General features: G+C 33.8%; 19 protein-coding genes. 4 read left to right on the top strand and 15 right to left on the bottom strand.

What is annotated here, in order from left to right; all coding sequences use genetic code 11:
• Nucleotides 1–50 precede the first annotated feature (50 nt).
• The 11 genes from VSF34_RS04200 to dnaX form a co-directional block, all read right to left on the bottom strand.
• Nucleotides 51–1,802, bottom strand: coding sequence for a glucosaminidase domain-containing protein (locus VSF34_RS04200; RefSeq protein WP_326717800.1), 1,752 nt, complete (start codon nucleotides 1,800–1,802; stop codon nucleotides 51–53).
• A gap of 19 nt (nucleotides 1,803–1,821) precedes the next feature.
• Nucleotides 1,822–3,825, bottom strand: coding sequence for a coiled-coil domain-containing protein (locus VSF34_RS04195; RefSeq protein ID WP_326717799.1), 2,004 nt, complete (start codon nucleotides 3,823–3,825; stop codon nucleotides 1,822–1,824).
• Between the two features lie 182 nt (nucleotides 3,826–4,007).
• Nucleotides 4,008–4,886 carry a 16S rRNA (cytidine(1402)-2'-O)-methyltransferase gene (gene rsmI / locus VSF34_RS04190; RefSeq protein WP_326717798.1) on the bottom strand — a complete coding sequence of 293 codons (879 nt, stop codon included), beginning with the start codon at nucleotides 4,884–4,886 and terminating at the stop codon, nucleotides 4,008–4,010.
• Between the two features lie 61 nt (nucleotides 4,887–4,947).
• Nucleotides 4,948–5,271, bottom strand: a complete 324-nt coding sequence (locus tag VSF34_RS04185; RefSeq protein ID WP_326717797.1) for a DNA replication initiation control protein YabA — start codon at nucleotides 5,269–5,271, stop codon at nucleotides 4,948–4,950.
• On the bottom strand, nucleotides 5,264–6,091 hold the full coding sequence (locus VSF34_RS04180) for a PSP1 domain-containing protein (RefSeq protein WP_326717796.1): 828 nt from the start codon (nucleotides 6,089–6,091) through the stop codon (nucleotides 5,264–5,266). Before VSF34_RS04180 ends, VSF34_RS04185 begins: the two co-directional genes overlap by 8 nt.
• Nucleotides 6,092–6,103: 12 nt before the next feature.
• Nucleotides 6,104–7,018 (bottom strand): DNA polymerase III delta subunit-related protein, encoded by a 915-nt coding sequence (locus VSF34_RS04175; RefSeq protein ID WP_326717795.1) that lies wholly within the window; start codon nucleotides 7,016–7,018, stop codon nucleotides 6,104–6,106.
• Between the two features lie 21 nt (nucleotides 7,019–7,039).
• A complete protein-coding gene (gene darA, locus VSF34_RS04170; protein ID WP_326717794.1) occupies nucleotides 7,040–7,369 on the bottom strand; it encodes a cyclic di-AMP receptor DarA in 330 nt (109 codons plus the stop codon).
• Nucleotides 7,370–7,387: 18 nt separating this feature from the next.
• Entirely contained in the window at nucleotides 7,388–8,035 is a 648-nt protein-coding gene (gene tmk, locus VSF34_RS04165) for a dTMP kinase (RefSeq protein WP_326717793.1), read from the bottom strand.
• Nucleotides 8,036–8,047: 12 nt separating this feature from the next.
• The gene (gene recR / locus VSF34_RS04160; RefSeq protein ID WP_326717792.1) at nucleotides 8,048–8,644 is read right to left on the bottom strand and encodes a recombination mediator RecR; all 597 of its coding nucleotides are present in this window, start codon (nucleotides 8,642–8,644) and stop codon (nucleotides 8,048–8,050) included.
• A gap of 72 nt (nucleotides 8,645–8,716) precedes the next feature.
• Nucleotides 8,717–9,031 (bottom strand): YbaB/EbfC family nucleoid-associated protein, encoded by a 315-nt coding sequence (locus VSF34_RS04155; protein WP_326717791.1) that lies wholly within the window; start codon nucleotides 9,029–9,031, stop codon nucleotides 8,717–8,719.
• A gap of 22 nt (nucleotides 9,032–9,053) precedes the next feature.
• The gene (gene dnaX / locus VSF34_RS04150) at nucleotides 9,054–10,763 is read right to left on the bottom strand and encodes a DNA polymerase III subunit gamma/tau (RefSeq protein ID WP_326717790.1); all 1,710 of its coding nucleotides are present in this window, start codon (nucleotides 10,761–10,763) and stop codon (nucleotides 9,054–9,056) included.
• A 176-nt stretch (nucleotides 10,764–10,939) separates the two neighbouring features.
• On the opposite strand from dnaX, the gene VSF34_RS04145 reads away from it, so the two are divergent.
• The 4 genes from VSF34_RS04145 (at nucleotide 10,940) to VSF34_RS04130 (ending at nucleotide 14,973) form a co-directional block, all read left to right on the top strand.
• Nucleotides 10,940–12,169: an SPFH domain-containing protein gene (locus tag VSF34_RS04145; RefSeq protein WP_326717789.1), complete on the top strand. Its 1,230-nt coding sequence runs from the start codon at nucleotides 10,940–10,942 to the stop codon at nucleotides 12,167–12,169.
• A gap of 24 nt (nucleotides 12,170–12,193) precedes the next feature.
• Nucleotides 12,194–13,249 carry a TFIIB-type zinc ribbon-containing protein gene (locus VSF34_RS04140; protein ID WP_326717788.1) on the top strand — a complete coding sequence of 352 codons (1,056 nt, stop codon included), beginning with the start codon at nucleotides 12,194–12,196 and terminating at the stop codon, nucleotides 13,247–13,249.
• Complete coding sequence (locus tag VSF34_RS04135) at nucleotides 13,246–14,064, top strand: TPM domain-containing protein (RefSeq protein ID WP_326717787.1); 819 nt, start codon at nucleotides 13,246–13,248, stop codon at nucleotides 14,062–14,064. The genes VSF34_RS04140 and VSF34_RS04135 overlap by 4 nt, the downstream gene beginning before the upstream one ends.
• 168 nt (nucleotides 14,065–14,232) lie before the next feature.
• Complete coding sequence (locus tag VSF34_RS04130) at nucleotides 14,233–14,973, top strand: alpha/beta fold hydrolase (protein WP_370659279.1); 741 nt, start codon at nucleotides 14,233–14,235, stop codon at nucleotides 14,971–14,973.
• A 116-nt stretch (nucleotides 14,974–15,089) separates the two neighbouring features.
• Here VSF34_RS04130 and VSF34_RS04125 read toward each other — a convergent pair whose 3' ends face one another.
• The 4 genes from VSF34_RS04125 to lgt all read right to left on the bottom strand — a co-directional run bounded on the left by VSF34_RS04125 (nucleotide 15,090) and on the right by lgt (nucleotide 19,007).
• The gene (locus VSF34_RS04125; RefSeq protein ID WP_326717785.1) at nucleotides 15,090–16,082 is read right to left on the bottom strand and encodes a nucleoid-associated protein; all 993 of its coding nucleotides are present in this window, start codon (nucleotides 16,080–16,082) and stop codon (nucleotides 15,090–15,092) included.
• Nucleotides 16,083–16,140: 58 nt separating this feature from the next.
• Nucleotides 16,141–17,061: a UTP--glucose-1-phosphate uridylyltransferase GalU gene (galU, locus tag VSF34_RS04120; RefSeq protein ID WP_326717784.1), complete on the bottom strand. Its 921-nt coding sequence runs from the start codon at nucleotides 17,059–17,061 to the stop codon at nucleotides 16,141–16,143.
• A 12-nt stretch (nucleotides 17,062–17,073) separates the two neighbouring features.
• Nucleotides 17,074–18,075: an NAD(P)H-dependent glycerol-3-phosphate dehydrogenase gene (locus VSF34_RS04115; RefSeq protein WP_326717783.1), complete on the bottom strand. Its 1,002-nt coding sequence runs from the start codon at nucleotides 18,073–18,075 to the stop codon at nucleotides 17,074–17,076.
• Nucleotides 18,076–18,176: 101 nt separating this feature from the next.
• Entirely contained in the window at nucleotides 18,177–19,007 is an 831-nt protein-coding gene (gene lgt, locus VSF34_RS04110) for a prolipoprotein diacylglyceryl transferase (protein WP_326718020.1), read from the bottom strand.
• Nucleotide 19,008 lies beyond the last annotated feature (1 nt).

The raw sequence follows: 19,008 nt of genomic DNA, 5'->3' as shown, positions 1-19,008 counted from the left end.
AATAGCCAAGAACTTAAATAATTTTAGCATTTATTATTTACAACTAATTCTTATCTTGCGCTAATTGAATATTTTTTCGGTTGATTTAAGCTTTCTGTCAGCTTGTTGACCATATTAAACCCTAGATCATTCACTAAATTAATAGAATCATCAGTTTGTTTTTGCTTGTCTTTAGACTCTTTAGCTGTTTGTTTGCTCTCATTTTTCTTCTTAGAAGCTAAACTTGGCTTATCATATTGAGTTAAATCGTAGGTGTTTATTAAACCATTTAAACGACGATGATATTTACGATCTTCCTGATTTTGTGCTGTTAAAAAAGCTGTTACTTTACGAGGTGAATCTTTTTTCGAACGAGTCATCTCTTCAAACACTTTCTCATCTTGCTTAAATATCTTCACATGATCCTCAATAGCATCATCTACTGAATCATAAATTTTAAAGTTCTCTTTAGTTAAAGAAATATCTTCTTTTTCAACTTTCAAAGCGTCCATCTCAACATTGTGATCTTTATCTTTTCCATAAACTTGATAGATATTGTTTTCCTTCATTAAAGAATGATTACCAGAGCTACTTTTCATAATTGCTTCAGCTATTAAAACTGAGGCATATAAATCATTATTATCAGCAATACGTTCCACTGAAGGAGCAATTTCTTTAATAAATTCCTCAGTTGCCTTCACTTTTTTCTCTTTTTTAGGAGATGATTTTTTTTCATCATACTGAGTCAAATCATAGGTTTCGATTAAGGCATTTAATTTTTCATAATACCTTGTATCTGTTGCATAACGCCCTGTTAAATAACGTGTTGCTTCACCATAATTTTTAGTTGTAGACTTCCATGCTCCTCGGTAAAAAGTAGAGCTTCCAGAAACTCCACCACTCATCAGCATCGCATAATCCCCTAAAGATTCTTTATAGCTAGGGTATTTTCTAAATTTAGCTGAGATAGTATACATACCGCCACTACCATCATCTTCAAGAGTTGGCATCTCTACGAAATTACCTTTATACGAACCCTTAATACCAAACAAATTATAATTTGGCTTTCTAGCTAAACCACTATTTCCAGAACCACTTTCCAAAATAGCTTGTGCTATCATAACTGATGCGTACAAATCATTCTTTTGACCAATCTCTCTTGCTGATTCACCAATTTCTTCAATAAATTCAGCCGTAGACTGATTTCTAGAAAAAACAATTGGTGCTTGATTTTCTTTTTTAGGCTTTTTATCATCATTTTTTTGATTAGGTTTGGCATTTGGCTTTTCCCTATCTTTAGAAGATGATGATCCACTAGACTGAGATTGTGAAGAGTCAGAAGATGAATTTGAACTATTATTACTACTATCACTTGGCTTTGTATCAGGTTTTACACTAGGTTTTGACTCTGATGGTTTAGTTGTCGATTCTGTTGAATTAGTACCATTATTTGAACTACTTGTGTCACTACTTGGTTTTGTTGTTTCCTCAGTTGATGAGTCGTCTGAGGATTCTTCTATAACACTAGAAGAATCCTCAACCTCTTCACTTTCTATATCTGATTCACTAGTTTGCATGTCAGATATAGGTCCTACTGTTGACATACTATTACTCACAAGAACCCCGTCAAGCATGGCAGAACTTGCTGTTGGATATGGCAAATTCAGTGATGAATATGACGTTTCATTGGCTGGTCGATCTATATCGGCTATGGCAATCGTTTCAATTACTGGTATACAAAGTGATGACAATGTCATACCTGTCCCAATAAATACATTTAACATTTTAAATTTAAACTGTTTATTTTCTTTACTTAACTTCAAGATCGTTCACCTCTTTTAATTACAATCGATCAATTTCTCCAATTGATTCTAATTTTCTTAATAACTCTGAAAAGACTACTTCAGATTCAAATTTAATTGTTTCTAGTTTTCGGTAGTAATTACGAGCTTCTTGACTTACAACACTTAATTCTGTTTCTGCATCTGCAATACGACGTTTTGCTTCGTAATTTGCTACATCAACGATTTCACGAGCTTTAGCTTGTGCTTCAATCATCACTTGTGCAATATCAGATTGATTTGTTCCTGATTGGTTATCTGCTCTAAGTTTAGTAATTCTTAACTCTTCTTTAACTCTTCTTAACTCATCTTGTAAACGGTCTGTTTCAGGAGATTTTTGCGCTTTCAATTCTTCTACCTCATGTGCTAAAGCTGCTGCTTTTGATTTTTCAATACTTAGTTCTGTTAAATCTGTTGACAGACGCTCTTGTTGTGTGCGCATATTGTTAATTTCTTTCTCTAATTCATTAATCACACGTTGGTTTTCTCTTAATTCTTGTAATTCTTTCTCCAATTTTTCTGTTTGATCTAATTGGTTTTCAAGGTTTTCTGTCATGTCAGTTAACTCCTGTTCCATTTTCTTTAATTCTTCCTTAGCAAGGATAACATTTTCTAACTCATCTTCATACTGTTTTGTGATTCTTGTCTCTAAAGACTTAGAGGCTTGTAATTGCTCTTCTAAATCAGTGACAACACGTTTAACATCTTCAAATTTCAACAATTCACTTGTTAACTCATCTAGACTTGTTTGTAACTCAACATTTTTAGCTAATACTTGCTCATGGTTACGTGTCAATTGCTCAATGGCAGCTGTCTGCTCTAAAATAAGAGCTTGACTTGTTGAAATTTCTTGTTTGAGTTTTGTCACTATTTGTTCATCTTCTTCAGCATTTGACTCAGTTGAATGTAATAATTCTGTTAATGTCTCGATAGTCTCTGCTTGCTCTAAGATAAGTTCTTGACTTGTTGTGATTTCTTGTTTCAACTCTGTCACTACTTGATCTTTTTGTTGCGCATTTTCTTCTGCTAAACGTAATAACTCAGCTGATTGATTCATTTCTTGTTCTTTAGTTGCAATTGTAGCTTCTAATTCAGTATTTTTAGCTAGTACTTGTTCCTTGTCACGTGTTAAGTTTTCAATTGTCTCTGTCTGCTCTAAAACAAGGGTTTGGTTTGTTGTAAGTTCATGTTTCAATTCATTGACAGCCTGTTCATCTTCTTGAACATTTGCCTCTGCTAAGCGTAGTAATTCTGTTAGTTTCTTGATTTCTTGATCTTTTTCTTCAACTAATTTTAGGGAATTAACAAATTCTTCTTCCTTAGCATCAGAGTTTGCTCTCATCACATCTATATCATTCATCAACGTCTCAACAGTTGTTCGTAATTCTTGATTATGCTTTTCTAATTCGTCTTGCTTTTCTGTCAAACCATCAAATGAAGCAAGTTGTTCTTCTAATCTAGTGGTTTCTTCTCTTAACTTAGCTGATTTCTCAAGTTGAGTTACTAAAGAATTGTTTTGCTCTGTCAGCTCTTTTGTTAATTCAATTTGTGTATCATAGTCTTTCATTAAACTACTATACTGATCTAATTGAGAACGCAATTGCTCATTTTCAGCTTCAAGCAAGGTTGACTTTTCAGAAGCTTCTTCTAAAGCTTCTTTCATGTCTGTTATTTCTTCATTAACTGACAGCTCATCTTCATATAAATGACCTTCTATTGTTTGTTTATCACTAACATCAAAAGGACTATTATATACCTGTTTTGAGTCATCATAAATTTCTTCAGGTACTTTATCATAATCTGAGACATCTTTCACATCTTCAAACATATCCTCTTCATAGTAGTAATAATAATACTCGTCCTCATCATCGCTATCATATGAAAGGTCTTCTGATCCAGTCGTTACTAACTCATTTTGAGCTTGGACTAATTCTTCAACTTGTTCCTCTGTCACATCAGTCTCTTTTTCAGTTTCTTCTTGTTTTTTTAACCATTTATTAAACAACTAAATTCCACCTCACAATTTCCCCTGCACTTTATTTGAATACATATTTTCATCTAATAATTAAACAGAAATATTCTGAATTATATAATCAAAAAAATGTACATATACATTTAGAATTATATCACAGCCATACTATTATGCAAGATTTTTTATTTTCATAAAGGGGTTACTTTCCACTTATACTAAGGGTTTTCATTTGAATGGTACTCCTTGTAGACATCTTGCTTTTTAATTCCTCTTAATTTAGCAACCTCTTTGATTGCATCTTTTGAAGACTTATTGTCATGCTCTATCAATTGTTTGACATGGGACACAACAGATAGATCAGGGTCAAACTGTTCTCTTAACTCTTTTTGACTAGGCCAACTAACTAGTAAACAACATTCACCCTTTATTTGATTTTCCTCAAAATAAGAAACCATCTCGTCTATAGAGCCTCTAACATATTCCTCGTGTAACTTGGATAACTCCCTAGATAAAACAACATTAGTATCCTCAGGAGAAACGGTTTTTATATTTAATAATGTCTTTAATACTCTGTGTGGTGACTCATAAAAAATAATAGTCCCATCAATCTTCATTAATTCTTGTAAAACCGTTTGTTGCTCTTTGCTTTTTCTTGGTAGAAAACCATAAAAATAAAAAGGTTGAGCAGGCAAGCCACTGGCAATGAGAGCTGTGACACCAGCTGTTGCTCCTGGTAAGGAAATCACTGATATTCCCTTCTCAATCGCTGCTAGAACAAGTTCATGTCCTGGATCACTAATAGAAGGCATTCCAGCATCACTAACTTGAGCAATAGAGTGCCCCTTTAAGAGTTCTTCGATTAAAGATTCTTTTTTTTGGTTTATATTATGTTCGTGTAAGTTCGTCTGCTTAGTCTCTATACCAAAATGATTCAATAATTTCTGAGTATTTCTTGTATCTTCACTGGCAATAATAGCTACACTCTTTAAAGTCTCAATGGCACGAAACGTCATATCATTTAAATTGCCAATTGGTGTCGGCACTAAATATAGTTTACCAAATTGTGACTCTTTATAACTTTTTTGAATTTTCATGACTATCCCCCTAAACTTCTCATCAGCAAAAAAAGGCAAAACCAGCTATGGTTCAGCCTTTTCACTTTCCATAAATCATACTTGAACAAAATACACATTCTTCTTGATTTTCTCTTCTAGAACCGTAAAAATCACGGCAGACATGAAACCCTTGTTCATATAGTTTTTCTAAATTTAGTCGTGATTTTGATAACTCTTGCTTATCATCTTCTGCTTGTTCCTGCTTAGCTAACTTATCTCTTAGATGTTGATTTTCTAATTCTAAGTTTAGATTTTCTTCTACAAGTGAATCAACAACATCTTTCATATCTTTTATTTGAGCCAGCATGGATCCAAGATGTTTTTCAACAATTAATAACTCATCGTATAGTTTCATTTTATCCATGAATCTCTTCCTCTTTATGTTTATCGATTAATTCGTCATATTGATACTCAACAGGTGTTTCCCTACCCTGCAATTTCACTTTTATAACTTCACTTAAAATATTCAAGCCAATCACTTTTCCAAGTCCATCTGGTGTCATGACTTTTTGTCCAAAATCAGGTAACATTTTTCTCAAACGCTCATATTCTTGGTCTTCATAGTTTAAACAACACATCAAACGACCACACAAACCAGATATTTTCGTTGGGTTTAATGATAAATTTTGATTCTTTGCCATTTTTATAGAGACTGGCACAAAATCACCTAAAAAAGTACTACAACATAGTGGTCTCCCACAAGGACCGATACCACCAAGCTTTTTAGCCTCATCTCTCACACCAATTTGCTTTAATTCAATTCTGGTTTTAAAAATAGCAGCTAAGTCTTTCACTAATTCTCTAAAATCTACACGATTATCAGCAGTGAAGCTAAACATCATTTTATTTCGATCTAGTGTATATTCTACTTGAATTAACTTCATATCAAGTTTATTTTTCTTAATTTTTTCTTTAGCGATAAAAAAGGCTTTCTCAGCATCTTTTTGATTCTTTGCTTCTTGAATCAATTGCTTGTCTGTTGCCACTTGTAAAATAGGTTTTAATTCATCAGGAACATCTCTTTTATCCATTTCACGATTTGGGATAACAATCGTTGCAATATCTTTAATTTTATTTATTTCAACAACAACTTTTTGCCCATAATGATATGTCTCACCTTTAATTGGTTTATAGTAATAGATTCGACCAACTTGAGTAAAACGAACACCGACTACTTCTACCACAGTCCATTCCTCCTAACAAGTCCTGATTGCTCTAAGAGATAGCTGTTCAGATACGTTTTGAAAGCTAACATGAGCAATTAATTTTTGCTTAGCATTTGAAACTAAATGTGTCATTTTTAAATAATCAAAAGAAGATGATTCCTTTTTTTTAGAATTCTTTTGGACAATATATAGTAATATATCATACATTAATATCTGATTTTGTTTATCTTTAAAATGAGCCATTAGATGTTGCTGAACAAAAATAAAGGCTTGTAAATCATGATTTTCCATATAAAAAAACCATTTTTGAATAAGTTCTCTAGCTTCATTAAACCATTCATCATTTGATAATTCAACTGCTTTATTTACAGATTGTGTCATCTCCAATAATAAATCTAAATTAATAGTTGAAACACCTGCTTGTTGAAATTCTATTTTTAACTGTGATTTTGGTCTATCACGTAGTGTCACTAATTGACATCTTGATTGAATTGTAGGTAGTAACATACTAGCATTATGAGTTAATAAGAAAATATAACTATCCCCAACTGGCTCTTCTATAAATTTCAACAAACTATTTGCTGCTTGTGGTGTCATCTTCTCTGCTTGGTTAATAATTAAGATTTTTTTAGTTGATTCAAGACCACTTCCAGCAAAAAATTGCTTAACTTCTCTAATTTGATCAACCTTAATTGTTTGTCCATCAGGATATAAAAAACGAATATCAGGATAATCACCATCAACAATTCTAGTACAACGTTGACACACACCACAGGCCAGGTATTCATCTGTTTTTTCTCGACATAAAATAGATTGAGATACCCATAATGCGATCTCTTCTAACTCTTTACTTTCTGCACCTTCAAATATATAAGCATGAGCTATATTCTCTTTTTGAAATACCCTACCTAAATGTTTATAAAGCAAAGGTTGCTTTTGTTCCACACTCTCACCTAATCGTACCATCTAAAATTGATGAAAGCCATCAGTTGGTAAGACAAACACAGTGGCTCCTCCTACTTGAATTTCCACAGGTTCACTACTATGAGCATCCATAGCAATTTCTAGTGACATCGGTGTTGTGACAAATTGTGACCTGGATTGACACGTTTCTTTAATTAGATGGAGCACATCATCCACTCTATCATCATCTAAACCAATCATAAATGTGGTATTACCAGCCTTTAAAAAACCACCTGTTGTTGAAAGTTTTGTTGCTCTAACATTTGACTTATTAAACTCTTGTTGTAACGCTTGAGAATCTTTATCTTGAATAATAGCTATCAGTAATTTCATAAGTCATCTCCTCCTCATTTAATTAACAAATAATCCAGGAAATTGTTCCTTAATTAAATCATAACATGCTTTGGTTACCTCTTCTATGGTCCGTGAAGCATCTATTAAAAAAATTCTTTCAGGCTCTTTTTCCAGACCCATCAAATAAGTTTCACGAACTAATTCATGAAAAGCTAAAGATTCTTGATCTAGGCGGTCAATAACTGATACTTCTCGCCCTTTTGCAATTCTTTCTAAACCCGTTTTAGCATCTATATCCAAATATAATGTCAAATCTGGCCATCTTCCCTCAATTGCAAACTCATTTATTTCTCTAATCTCTTGCTCACCTATTCCTCTAGCTCCTCCTTGATAAGCAATGGAGCTATCGATAAATCGGTCACAAAGTACTAAATTGTTCTCTTCTAGATTTGGAATGATTTTTTCAATCAAGTGCTGCCTTCTAGCTGCTGCGTACAATAAGGCTTCTGTCCTCTCATCCATCATAGTATTTTTAGGATCTAAAATAATTTTTCTTATCTCCTCAGAAATGGGAATACCACCTGGTTCTCTTGTTAGAATAACAGGTATTTGACTGTTAGCTTCAATTATATTCGCTAATTCTTTAATCACTGAGGATTTACCTGCTCCATCTGGTCCCTCAATTGTTATAAATAATCCTGACATAATTTATCTCCTCTACAATTCGGTTCTTCCTTCAACAGCTTTTAAAAGCGTCACCTCATCGGCATATTCAATATCACTCCCCACAGCCAAACCATGGGCTAAACGTGTCACTTTAATTCTTGATGGTTTAATTAAACGAGATAAATACATCGCGGTTGCCTCACCATCTGTTGTAGCGTTCGTTGCAATAATCACTTCTTTAACCTCGGTATCATGGAGTCTCTTTATTAAACTAGCTATATTTAAATCATCAGGACCAGTCCCATCCATTGGTGATAAAACACCATGTAACACATGATAAAGCCCTGTGTACTCACGCACCTTCTCTAAAGACATCACATCTTTTGTTTCTTCAACAACTAAAATGGTCGAACGATCCCGGTTTGTATTTCGGCAAATATCACACGTTGCATGTTCTGTAATGTTCCCGCAAATATCACAAAAATGTAAATCTCGTTTGACACTAATCAATGATTTAGCAAAATCAGTCACATCTTCTTCTTTCATATTTAACGTATAAAAAGCCAAACGTGTTGCTGTTTTAGCACCTATACCTGGTAATTTCATATAACTTTCAATTAATTTTGCAATAGGTGTTGGATAATGCATGACTCTTCCTCTTTTCCACCAAAGAAGCTGACGTAAAAGTCAGCTCCTCATTTGATATCCAATTTTTATTTTTTATAATCCTGGAATGGTATTAGCATATTTGCCCATTACTTTTTCTGTTTCTGCATCAATATTGGCTAATACTTGATTTGTTGCTACCATAACTAAGTCTTGTACCATCTCAGCATCTTCTGGATCTAAGACGTCTGGGTTGATTTTAATATCAGTCACTTGTTTTGCTCCAGTCATAACAACTTTTACTAAACCATTTCCTGCTTCACCTTCAAAGATTTTTTCATCTAGTGCAGCTTTTGCTACTGTCATCTCTTTTTGCATTTTTTGAACTTGCTTCATCATGCCTTGCATATTTCCCATACCACGCATCATTGTTATCGTCTCCAATTCTTTTTTAGTCTTCTACAACTTCAGTAAAACTACCAAATATTTTTTTAGCCTCATCAACAACAGGGTCAACCTCTACTTTTGCTTCCTCTTCTTTGTCAGAAGTTCCCTCGGAGGTGTCATCCATTTGTAAGATAAACTGTTGTCTAAGTTCACCCCATTTTTCTCTTGGAACACTAATAAATACTGGCGAATACCCTATTAAGCGGTTTAATCCAGATTTAACTGCTGTTTGCAATTCTGAATCATGACTTGCTTTCTGACAAAGTATATCATATTCAAAAGAGACAACCAACCCATTTTCACTTGCTGCCACTGGTTCACAAGCCTTAAGCATAGCTCGCTGTGTAACAGTTAGTAATTGTAGTAAATCTACCCAAACATCTTTAACATTTAGTAAATGTTCCTTAGTTGCATTATCTAGTACTTGATAAACCAATTCAGTCGGTATCTTATATTGAGTAGCCTTTGGTTTTGGCTGTTGATTTAAGGATTGACTAGAAGTTGGTGTTGCTTTTAATTGTTCAACAATACCTTCAAGCTCTACCACTCTTTGAGTCAATTGCTGAACATGAGCATCTTCAACACTAGGTGACACTCCTTTTTCTACTACTTGAGTCTGTTTAACATTTTTTCTCGGCTCATGACTCAATTTTATTGTTAATACTTCTAAATAAACCGAAGCTTGTTGGGTATACCTCATATCTTTTTGAATACTATTAAATTCTGAAATCCATTGATACAACACTTCTGTTTTGACTGTATCACTAAGCTCTTTAAAAATATCTGTCACATGTCCTAATTGTTCTAATACTAAATTAGGCGCTTGTTGATACATTAAAATATCTCGGCAATGAACAAGTAGATTTTCAATAATCCGATTACTTTCTTTGCCACCGGTTAATAAATCATTCATGATACCTAAAGCATCCTCTGTTTCACCTTTTGAGCAAGCTAGTAGATAATCATCCATCATTTGATTGGTCAAACTACCAGTCACTTCAATGGCATCAGAAAAAGTTAGAACACCATCACTATATGAAATACCTTGATCCATAATACTAAGAGCATCCCTCATACCACCCTCAGCTGATCTGGCTATTAATTTTAAAGCTTGTTCTTCAAATGACATGCCTTTTTCTTCTAAAATATAGCGTAATCTTCCTTCAATATCATGTTGACTAATACGTTTAAAATCAAAACGTTGTGTCCTAGAAATTATTGTAGCTGGTATTTTATGTGGCTCTGTTGTTGCCAGTATGAAAATGACATGAGCAGGTGGCTCTTCTAGTGTTTTCAACAAAGCATTAAAAGCACCTGTAGAAAGCATATGTACCTCATCAATAATATATACTTTATAAGGTACTTGAGTTGGGGCATATTTCACTTTGTCTCTAATATCGCGTATCTCTTCCACACCATTGTTACTTGCTGCATCAATTTCTAGTACATCATTTATTCTTCCTTCTGTAATACCAATACAGTTTTGACACACATTACAAGGTTCCCCGTCTACTGGGTTTAAACAATTAATTGCCTTTGAAAAAATCTTTGCGGCACTTGTCTTTCCTGTTCCTCTAGGGCCTGTAAAGAGGTAAGCATGTGATATTTTTTGTTGCATGATCGCATTTTTTAACGTTTGAGTTACGATTCCTTGACCAATCAAATCATCAAAGGTCTGAGAACGCCACTCACGATACAATGCCTGATAACTCACATTAACACTCCTCCCATCATTCAATCCTCTTCATTATAAGGGAAAATATGATTTATTTCTATATGTATCATCGAATTCTATGCTTAAAAATCATCAGACTTATGGCCGATTGTGAGCTATATTTTATTATGGTACACTAAGCCAATAACAAAACTATTTGTAAAGGAGCTCTTTTTATGGGACTTATAAAAACAGGTTTAGATTCTATCGGTGGCGGATTAGCTGATCAATGGTTAGAAGTCATTGAGCCATTTGATTTAAGCGATGACATTGTTATGACTACAGGTGTTCAAGTTAGAAAAGATAGCAAACGCCAAGGAAATAAAAAAGGGACTGAAGGATTCATCTCAGATGGTTCTGTTGTCTATGTTTATCCAAATACAATGATGTTACTAATTGATGGTGGGAAAATTATTGATTACACTGCTGAAGAGGGTTATTACACAGTAGATAATGCATCAGCACCATCTATGTTTAGTGGTAGCTTAAAAGAATCCATTGCAGAATCTTTTAATCGCTTCAAATATGGTGGCTTACCTCCTCAAAGACAACAAGTTGTCTACATCAATTTACAAGAAATTCGTGGTATCAAATTTGGGACTCCTGCACCATTAAATTATTTTGATAATTTTTATAATGCAGAATTATTTTTACGTGCTCATGGCACTTATTCAATTAAAATCGTTGATCCCATTCTTTTTTATACAAATGTTTTACCTAAAAATAAACAACGTGTCACTATTTCTGAAATCAACGATCAATTTTTATCAGAATTTTTAACAGCTCTACAAACATCAATTAATCAAATGTCTCAAGCTGGTGAGCGAATCTCTTATATTTCCTCAAAAAGTATGGAATTAAGTAAATTCATGTCTAGTGTATTAGATGAAGACTGGACTCACCTACGTGGTATGGAAGTAGTATCTGTTGGTGTATCTAGTATTTCTTACACGGATGATTCAAAAGAGCTAATTAACATGCGAAACAAAGGGGCGATGCTAGGTGATGCTGCTATTCGTGAAGGATTTGTCCAAGGCTCTGTTGCAGAAGGGTTACGTGATGCTGGGAGTAACCCTGGGGGTAGCGTTCAAGGATTTATGGGAGTCAATATGGGAATGGGTGGATCTGGTGATTATCTAAGCCAAAGCTCAAGACAAAACCATGAACAAATGAAAGAACAAGTTCAACAAGCTAACCCTGTTCAATCAGATATTTGGATTTGTTCAAATGATCAAACTGAAAATACTGGTAAGTTTTGCTCAGAATGCGGACAAGCAAAACCTGTTCAACAAGGCGTCGGAATAAAAATGAGATGTGCTAATTGTCATGAAATCATTATGATTGTCGATACGGTCCCTAAATTTTGTCCAGAATGTGGACAAGCATTTCAAGGACTTCCTTTATAAAGGATAGATTAAGGAGGTAGTTATATGACAGAAAGTGTCATATCTCATAAATGTCCAAATTGTGATGGGCCTTTATTATTTGATCCAGAAAAACAACAATTTCACTGTGAATATTGTTTAAGTGTCTTTACAGAAACAGACCTAAGTGAAACTGAGCAAGTCACTTCTGCAGAGAATATTCAAGAAACAAGTCATGAAACATTTAATTTATACGATTGCCCTTCCTGCGGAGCTGAGGTTGTAACAGACGAGACTACAGCAGCAACTTTTTGCTATTACTGCCATAACCCTGTTGTATTAAAAGATAGAATATCAGGAGAATTTTTGCCTAATAATATTTTACCCTTTGCTATTTCAAAAGACCAAGCAAAAGAATCCTTTATTAATTGGACAAACAAGAAAAAATTTATTCCAAAAGGATTCTTCGATGCATCCCAAATCGATAAAATTACCGGTATTTATTTCCCTTACTGGAAAACTGATGCCCAGTTTAAAGGTCGTATTAGAGCAACAGGTACTAAAATAACCATATGGCGTGTAGGAGAAACTGAATATACACGTACTAGACGCTATAAACTTAGTCGCGGCGGTAGTGCAAAGTTCTTTGATTTAATTAAAAATGCCCTACAAAAAAACGAAAAGCAATTAATGATTGAGTCAGTTCAACCATTTCCCATGGAAAATATTTCAAATTTTGATTCTAAATTTTTATCAGGATTCCAAGCAGAAAAACGTGATCTTGAGTTTTCACAGATTGAACAAAGGGTGAATAATGAATTGTCTCATTACACTGAAAATTTATTAAAGAATCAAATTAATGGTTTTACTAGTGTTCATGTGAAAAATAAAGAGATCAATTTAATTAATCAGTCAAACAAATACCTATTGCTTCCTGTTTGGATTGTGACTTATCCTAATCATGAAATCAAGATGAACCCATACTATTATGCTATGAACGGCGTGACAGGAAAAACGAGTGGTAAACTGCCGATTAATAAACCTAAATTAATAGGAGCATCTCTTACTCTTGGTGTCATTATTATGTTAATTGTTCTATTAGGGGGGTATTGGTTATTTTGAAAAAAATATATTCGCACTGTCTCATACTTGCTGTTAGTTTGTTAATTTTATTAGGGTTTTCAGGACAGGTCTTAGCACAAAGTAGCCGAATATTTGATGAGGCCAATTTATTTGATTCCTCTGAAAAACAACACTTACAACAGGAAATTGATACCTTTATTAAAGATACTAACATGGATTTTGTCTTAGTAACTACTGAAGATACTAAGGGAGAGGATTGGGAAGCTTACGCAGATAATTTTTATGATGAAGGCCCATTTGGTACTAATGATACCAAAGATGGCATGCTCTTTCTCATCGACATGGAACATCGAAAATTTCACATTTCTACAACAGGTCATATGATTCCTATACTAAATGATAATAGAATTCAAACTATTATTGATCATATCACACCGGATATGGTTGAGGGAGATTATGAAAAAGCAGTATCTAATGTCATTCATGAAAGTTTCAATTATGTTAAAAAAGGACCAGTTAACGGATACACCTATGATCCAGAAACAGGAAAAAGTATTAAGGTAAAATACTTATCTCCTACTAAATGGACTATCGCTGTTATTTTCGGCTTAGGTTGTGGTGGTGCCATGTATCTCATGATTTCAAGAAAATATCTACTTAAAAAATCCGAGTATCATTATCCGTACCAGCAAATGAGTTCCCTTGACTTAACAGAATCAAACACGACAAAAGTCTATGATGTCGTAACTCAACGTCATGTTCCAAAACCCTCATCAAATAATGGTGGCGGTGGATCTAGCACACATATGGGTGGTAGTGGAACAAGTCATGGCGGTGGCAGCGGTAGTTTTTAAAGACATGCTCTAACCTATTAATTCTCTAATTAGCTAGCTTTCAAGCAAGTTAATTAGAGTTTTTTTATGAAATCATTTAATAAACGACTTTCTTTGATTTTTTATGATTTTCCATATATACTTACTATAAATAAGTAACGAGAGGTGAATAGATTGAAATTAGCAACAATGAAACGAACTATCGAACACATTCCAGCAATCGAGGTCGTATCTGATGAATTAAAAAATGAAGCTCTACCTTTAGTGATCTATTACCACGGTTGGGAAACATCAAAAGAACTAGCGCTAACTCCTGCTAGAAAAATAGCAGCTAAAAAAATACGTGTTATCTTACCTGATGCTATGTACCACGGAGAACGACGAGTGAAAAAAAAATCCATGATTCCTTCATTTGCTTTTTGGTCAAGTATTCAACATAATTTAATCGAATTCGATACAATTATTGATTATTATTTAAAACGTGATTTAATTTTAGATGACAGAATTGGTGTTGCTGGTTTTTCAATGGGTGGCATGACAACTTCTGGGTTATTAACAAAACATCCAGAAATAAAAGTAGCTAGTATTTTGATGGGAACACCAAGCTACCAAGGGTTTATTGATAGACTATTATTAGCTAAAAGAAAGTATCATGTTAATGTACCAGACGACTTAGAAGACATACTATTTTGGACAACACGTTATGATTTAAATACTCAACCAGAAACATTAGCTGGCAGACCTTTATATTTTTGGCATGGCACTGATGATATAAAGATCCCTTATTCAAGTAGCCATGACTTTTATAAGCAATATAAAGATACACCTTCTGGACGTGGTATGGTATATGAAACAGGAGAGAATAAACCACATATACTAACGCCAGATATTATGGAGCATACTGCTGAATTTTTTAGTTCACATTTGTAAAAATAGGATAAAAAAAAGGGATGACTCAAAGGTCAGCCCTTTTTTTATCTGGTCATTATCTTCAGTTACTCGGAGTAACATGACTTTTGACTCATCCTATTCATTTTCTAAACTAGTTAAAATCTACTCATGATATCCTCAATATTTTTAATTATAACAGATATAGTCCCATCAGGATTATTTATAAATTCTACTGTATCTTGATCATTAAATACATCACTTGGAATAGATAATTCAATCCCGTTATCTAGCTTAAATTTTTGCTTGCTATATTTTTTCTCATATTTAGGAATATTTTCTGGAATATCTTCAGTGAATTTTGTCTGAATGATTATTTCTCTGTATTCATCTTTGGCTGCATGATTATCCTTAAACACAGCTTCTGCAACTTTTTCAGTATCAATAATCCCTTCTGATTCAATACTCTCAAAAATAGCTTGCTGGGTTTGACTCATACTAATATATTCATCTTCATTATATCTTTTACCAACTTCTTTCACTGCCTTTTTGACAATCTTTAATTTCTCACTCACTGTTGGGGGTGGGTCTATTTGGAGCAGTCTCTCTGTAAAAAATAATCTCTTTTGTCCTTCAAAGCTATATTTCTTCTCAATAATTTTAGTTTCTTTAGTATCTAAATTGACAATCACACATTCTTCAATTTTTTGAGTAGTAGAAGGAAAAATAGTTTTGTTTAAGATGATGTTATTGAGCATCATATCATCTTCATAAGTAACCATATGAGTGTAACTTGGTTTGTAGTTGAATTTAATCATACAAAAGAATCTCTCAAGTTTATCATTTTCCAGAATACAAACTAGTAAGTCCCCACTAGGAGTATCCTCACTAATTGCCATACTATCAAAGACCATTTGGGCAATATGTTGACTCTGACCAACAAACTCTTCATCTAGTCCATTTATATAGGACATCATTTCTGAACTCTCTGATAAAACACCATACTTAAATTCCCCTTTATCCAATCTTTTGGTCACAGAATTTAAATATTCTTTCACTGAGAACTCACTTAGTACAAGTGGTGATTGAGATACTATTAACTGATTACTATCTTTATCTAAAATATGTAGAATAGCTTTAGTAATTTTCATAAAGAACTCCTTTAAAACGTATAAAGGACTAACTATAATAGCCAGTCCTCCTACCTTTTTATTTATCTTTTTTTACTTCTTTTTTCGCTTTTTTTTCATCTTCTTTACTTAATTTTGCACCTAGTTCAATAATTAAGTCTTTTAAGTCATCCTTGATTTGTGGATGCTCTAGTCCATATTCGATGCTTGTTTTCATATAGCCAAACTTATCACCAACATCATAGCGAATACCCGTAAATTTATGAGCAAAGACGCGTTGAGTTTTGTTTAGTGTATCAATAGCATCTGTTAGCTGAATCTCACCACCAGCACCTGGTTTTTGTTTTTCTAGCACTTCAAAAATCTCAGGCGTTAATAAATAGCGACCGATAATAGCTAAGTTACTTGGTGCATCTTTTTGTGATGGCTTTTCAACAAAATTTTTCACATTATATAAGTCTTTTTGTACTTCTTCACCTGGATTAATAATACCATATTTAGAAACATCTTCTTCTGGAACTTCCATAACAGCAATCGTTGATGCATGAATAGAATCATAATTATTAATTAATTGTTTAGTTAAAGGAATATCATCACTCATTAAATCATCACCAAGCATCACAACAAATGGTTCATTACCAACAAATGATTTAGCTTGTAAGACAGCATGACCTAAACCTAGTGGGTGTGATTGACGAATAAAATGTAAATTTAAGCCTGTTGTTTCTTCTACCATTTGTAATAGATCTGTCTTACCTTTTTCTTTTAAATTCATCTCAAGCTCTAAGTTTGAATCAAAATGATCCTCAATTGGGCGTTTTGCTTTTCCTGTTACAATTAAAATGTCTTCAATTCCTGAAGCTCTTGCTTCTTCTACAATAAACTGAATTGTTGGTTTATCAACAATTGGTAGCATCTCTTTGGCCATTGCTTTTGTTGCTGGTAAAAATCTTGTCCCAAGACCTGCTGCTGGTATAATTGCTTTTTTTACTTTACTCATTAAATTAATCTCCTATTCTGATTTGTAGTCTCTTAACATAATATTTTTAATAGTTGTAGATATATCTTCTCCATTATAAATCACATCATAAATAGCCTCTGTAATCGGCATATCAATATCACGTTCTTTGGCTAATTCGTACGCGGCATTTGTTGTATAAACACCTTCCACAATCATACCCATATTATCCAGAACATCTTCTAAGCTACTACCTTGTCCAAGTAAATAACCTGCTTTAAAGTTTCTAGAATGCTCACTAGCACAAGTAACTGCTAGATCTCCAACACCGCTTAGACCAATAAACGTTAGTGGGTCTGCCCCCATTTCAACACCTAAACGACTAATCTCAGCTAATCCTCTTGTCATAATCGCTGCTCTTGCATTATCACCAAAACCTAATCCGTCTAAAGCACCAGAACCAAGGGCAATAATATTTTTTAAGGCCGCCCCCATCTCAACGCCAATTACGTCAGTGTTAGTATACACTCTAAAATAAGCATTTGAGAATAGATGCTGAACATACTCTGCACAAGCTAGTGAGCTAGATGCTGCTGTAATAGTCGTCACGTCTTTTACAGCAACTTCTTCTGCATGACTTGGCCCTGATAATACAACAATTCCCTCACGTTTACTAGCTGGAATTTCTTCTTCTAAAATATCAGAGATACGTTTATAACTTTCTTGTTCAAGTCCTTTACTTGCATGGATAATAACTGGTTTATTTTGACAAACCTCAGCAAAATCTCTAGCCACTTGTCTCATAGCTTTCGTTGGGATTACAAATAAAACAGCATCAGCATCCCTCACACAATCCTCTAAACTCGTTTCACCAATCAAAGCTTCAGGTAGCTTAATATCTTTTAAATATTTTGAATTCGTATGTTGAGTATTTATTTCTTCAATTTGGCTTGGATGATGTCCCCAAATATGAACATGATGACCATTTTCAACCAAAACCATAGCTAGTGCTGTTCCCCAAGAACCTGCTCCTAGCACAGCAATTTTTTGTCTCATTAATAAGTCTCCTTTAGAAATACGTACTAACTAGTATTCTAACATAATAGCTTAAAAAAGGAAAAGGTGATTGTTGGACACATCACCTCTTCCTTAATAGCTTATATTGCTTTTTTTATATCACCTTTATCACGGTTATAATACGGTAGATTATCATTTTTTCTTCTATACCAAAAAATGACAATAGCTGCTACAAATAGTATGGCTGATAGTAATTCCGACACTCTCAAACCACCAAAGGCCATTAAGCTATCTGTTCGCATCCCTTCTATAAAGAAGCGACCAAATGAATACCAAATCACATATGATAGAGCTACTTCACCTTGTTTGAAGAAATCTTTTTTCCTTCTTAATAAGATGATGATGATAAAACCAACTAGATTCCAGACACTTTCATATAAGAACGTTGGTTGTCGATAAGCTCCGTCAATGTACATATTATTAATAATAAATGAAGGTAAATGTAGTTTATGTAAAAAAGCTTTCGTTGTGATTTCACCAAAGGCTTCATGATTCATAAAATTACCCCAACGACCAATAGCTTGCCCAAGCAATACACTAGGAGCTGCTACATCTAGGAAAGTCCATGTATTAATAAAACGATTTTTTGTATAAAAATACAACACAATAGCCCCAGCAATCAGACCACCATAAATAGCTAGTCCACCATTACGAATAGCTAATATTTGACTTGGATGCTGTGAGTAGTAACTCCATTCAAAAATAACATAATATAGTCTGGCACCAATAATTGATATTGGTAAAGCCCAAAGCATGAAATCAATCACGTCATTTTCTTGTAAACCAACTCGCATTCCTTCTTTTGTTGCCATCCAAGAAACAAGAACAATCCCTGTTACAATAATGATAGCATACCACTGAATACCTATACCGAAAATATGAAACGCTGTTGGATCAATTGTAGCAAGCAAC

Source organism: Vagococcus jeotgali, from assembly GCF_035918315.1.
Lineage (GTDB): Bacteria > Bacillota > Bacilli > Lactobacillales > Vagococcaceae > Vagococcus > Vagococcus jeotgali.
This window is presented reverse-complemented; position numbering and strand designations above follow the sequence as displayed.

Excerpts from the sequence above, each read along its gene's own strand:
- rsmI (WP_326717798.1), bottom strand. The coding sequence starts at position 4,886 with ATGAAAATTCAAAAAAGTTATAAAGAGTCACAATTTGGTAAACTATAT.
- VSF34_RS04185 (WP_326717797.1), bottom strand. The coding sequence starts at position 5,271 with ATGGATAAAATGAAACTATACGATGAGTTATTAATTGTTGAAAAACAT.
- darA (WP_326717794.1), bottom strand. The coding sequence starts at position 7,369 with ATGAAATTACTGATAGCTATTATTCAAGATAAAGATTCTCAAGCGTTA.
- tmk (WP_326717793.1), bottom strand. The coding sequence starts at position 8,035 with ATGTCAGGATTATTTATAACAATTGAGGGACCAGATGGAGCAGGTAAA.
- recR (WP_326717792.1), bottom strand. The coding sequence starts at position 8,644 with ATGCATTATCCAACACCTATTGCAAAATTAATTGAAAGTTATATGAAA.
- VSF34_RS04155 (WP_326717791.1), bottom strand. The coding sequence starts at position 9,031 with ATGATGCGTGGTATGGGAAATATGCAAGGCATGATGAAGCAAGTTCAA.
- VSF34_RS04145 (WP_326717789.1), top strand. The coding sequence starts at position 10,940 with ATGGGACTTATAAAAACAGGTTTAGATTCTATCGGTGGCGGATTAGCT.
- VSF34_RS04140 (WP_326717788.1), top strand. The coding sequence starts at position 12,194 with ATGACAGAAAGTGTCATATCTCATAAATGTCCAAATTGTGATGGGCCT.
- VSF34_RS04130 (WP_370659279.1), top strand. The coding sequence starts at position 14,233 with ATGAAACGAACTATCGAACACATTCCAGCAATCGAGGTCGTATCTGAT.
- VSF34_RS04125 (WP_326717785.1), bottom strand. The coding sequence starts at position 16,082 with ATGAAAATTACTAAAGCTATTCTACATATTTTAGATAAAGATAGTAAT.
- galU (WP_326717784.1), bottom strand. The coding sequence starts at position 17,061 with ATGAGTAAAGTAAAAAAAGCAATTATACCAGCAGCAGGTCTTGGGACA.
- VSF34_RS04115 (WP_326717783.1), bottom strand. The coding sequence starts at position 18,075 with ATGAGACAAAAAATTGCTGTGCTAGGAGCAGGTTCTTGGGGAACAGCA.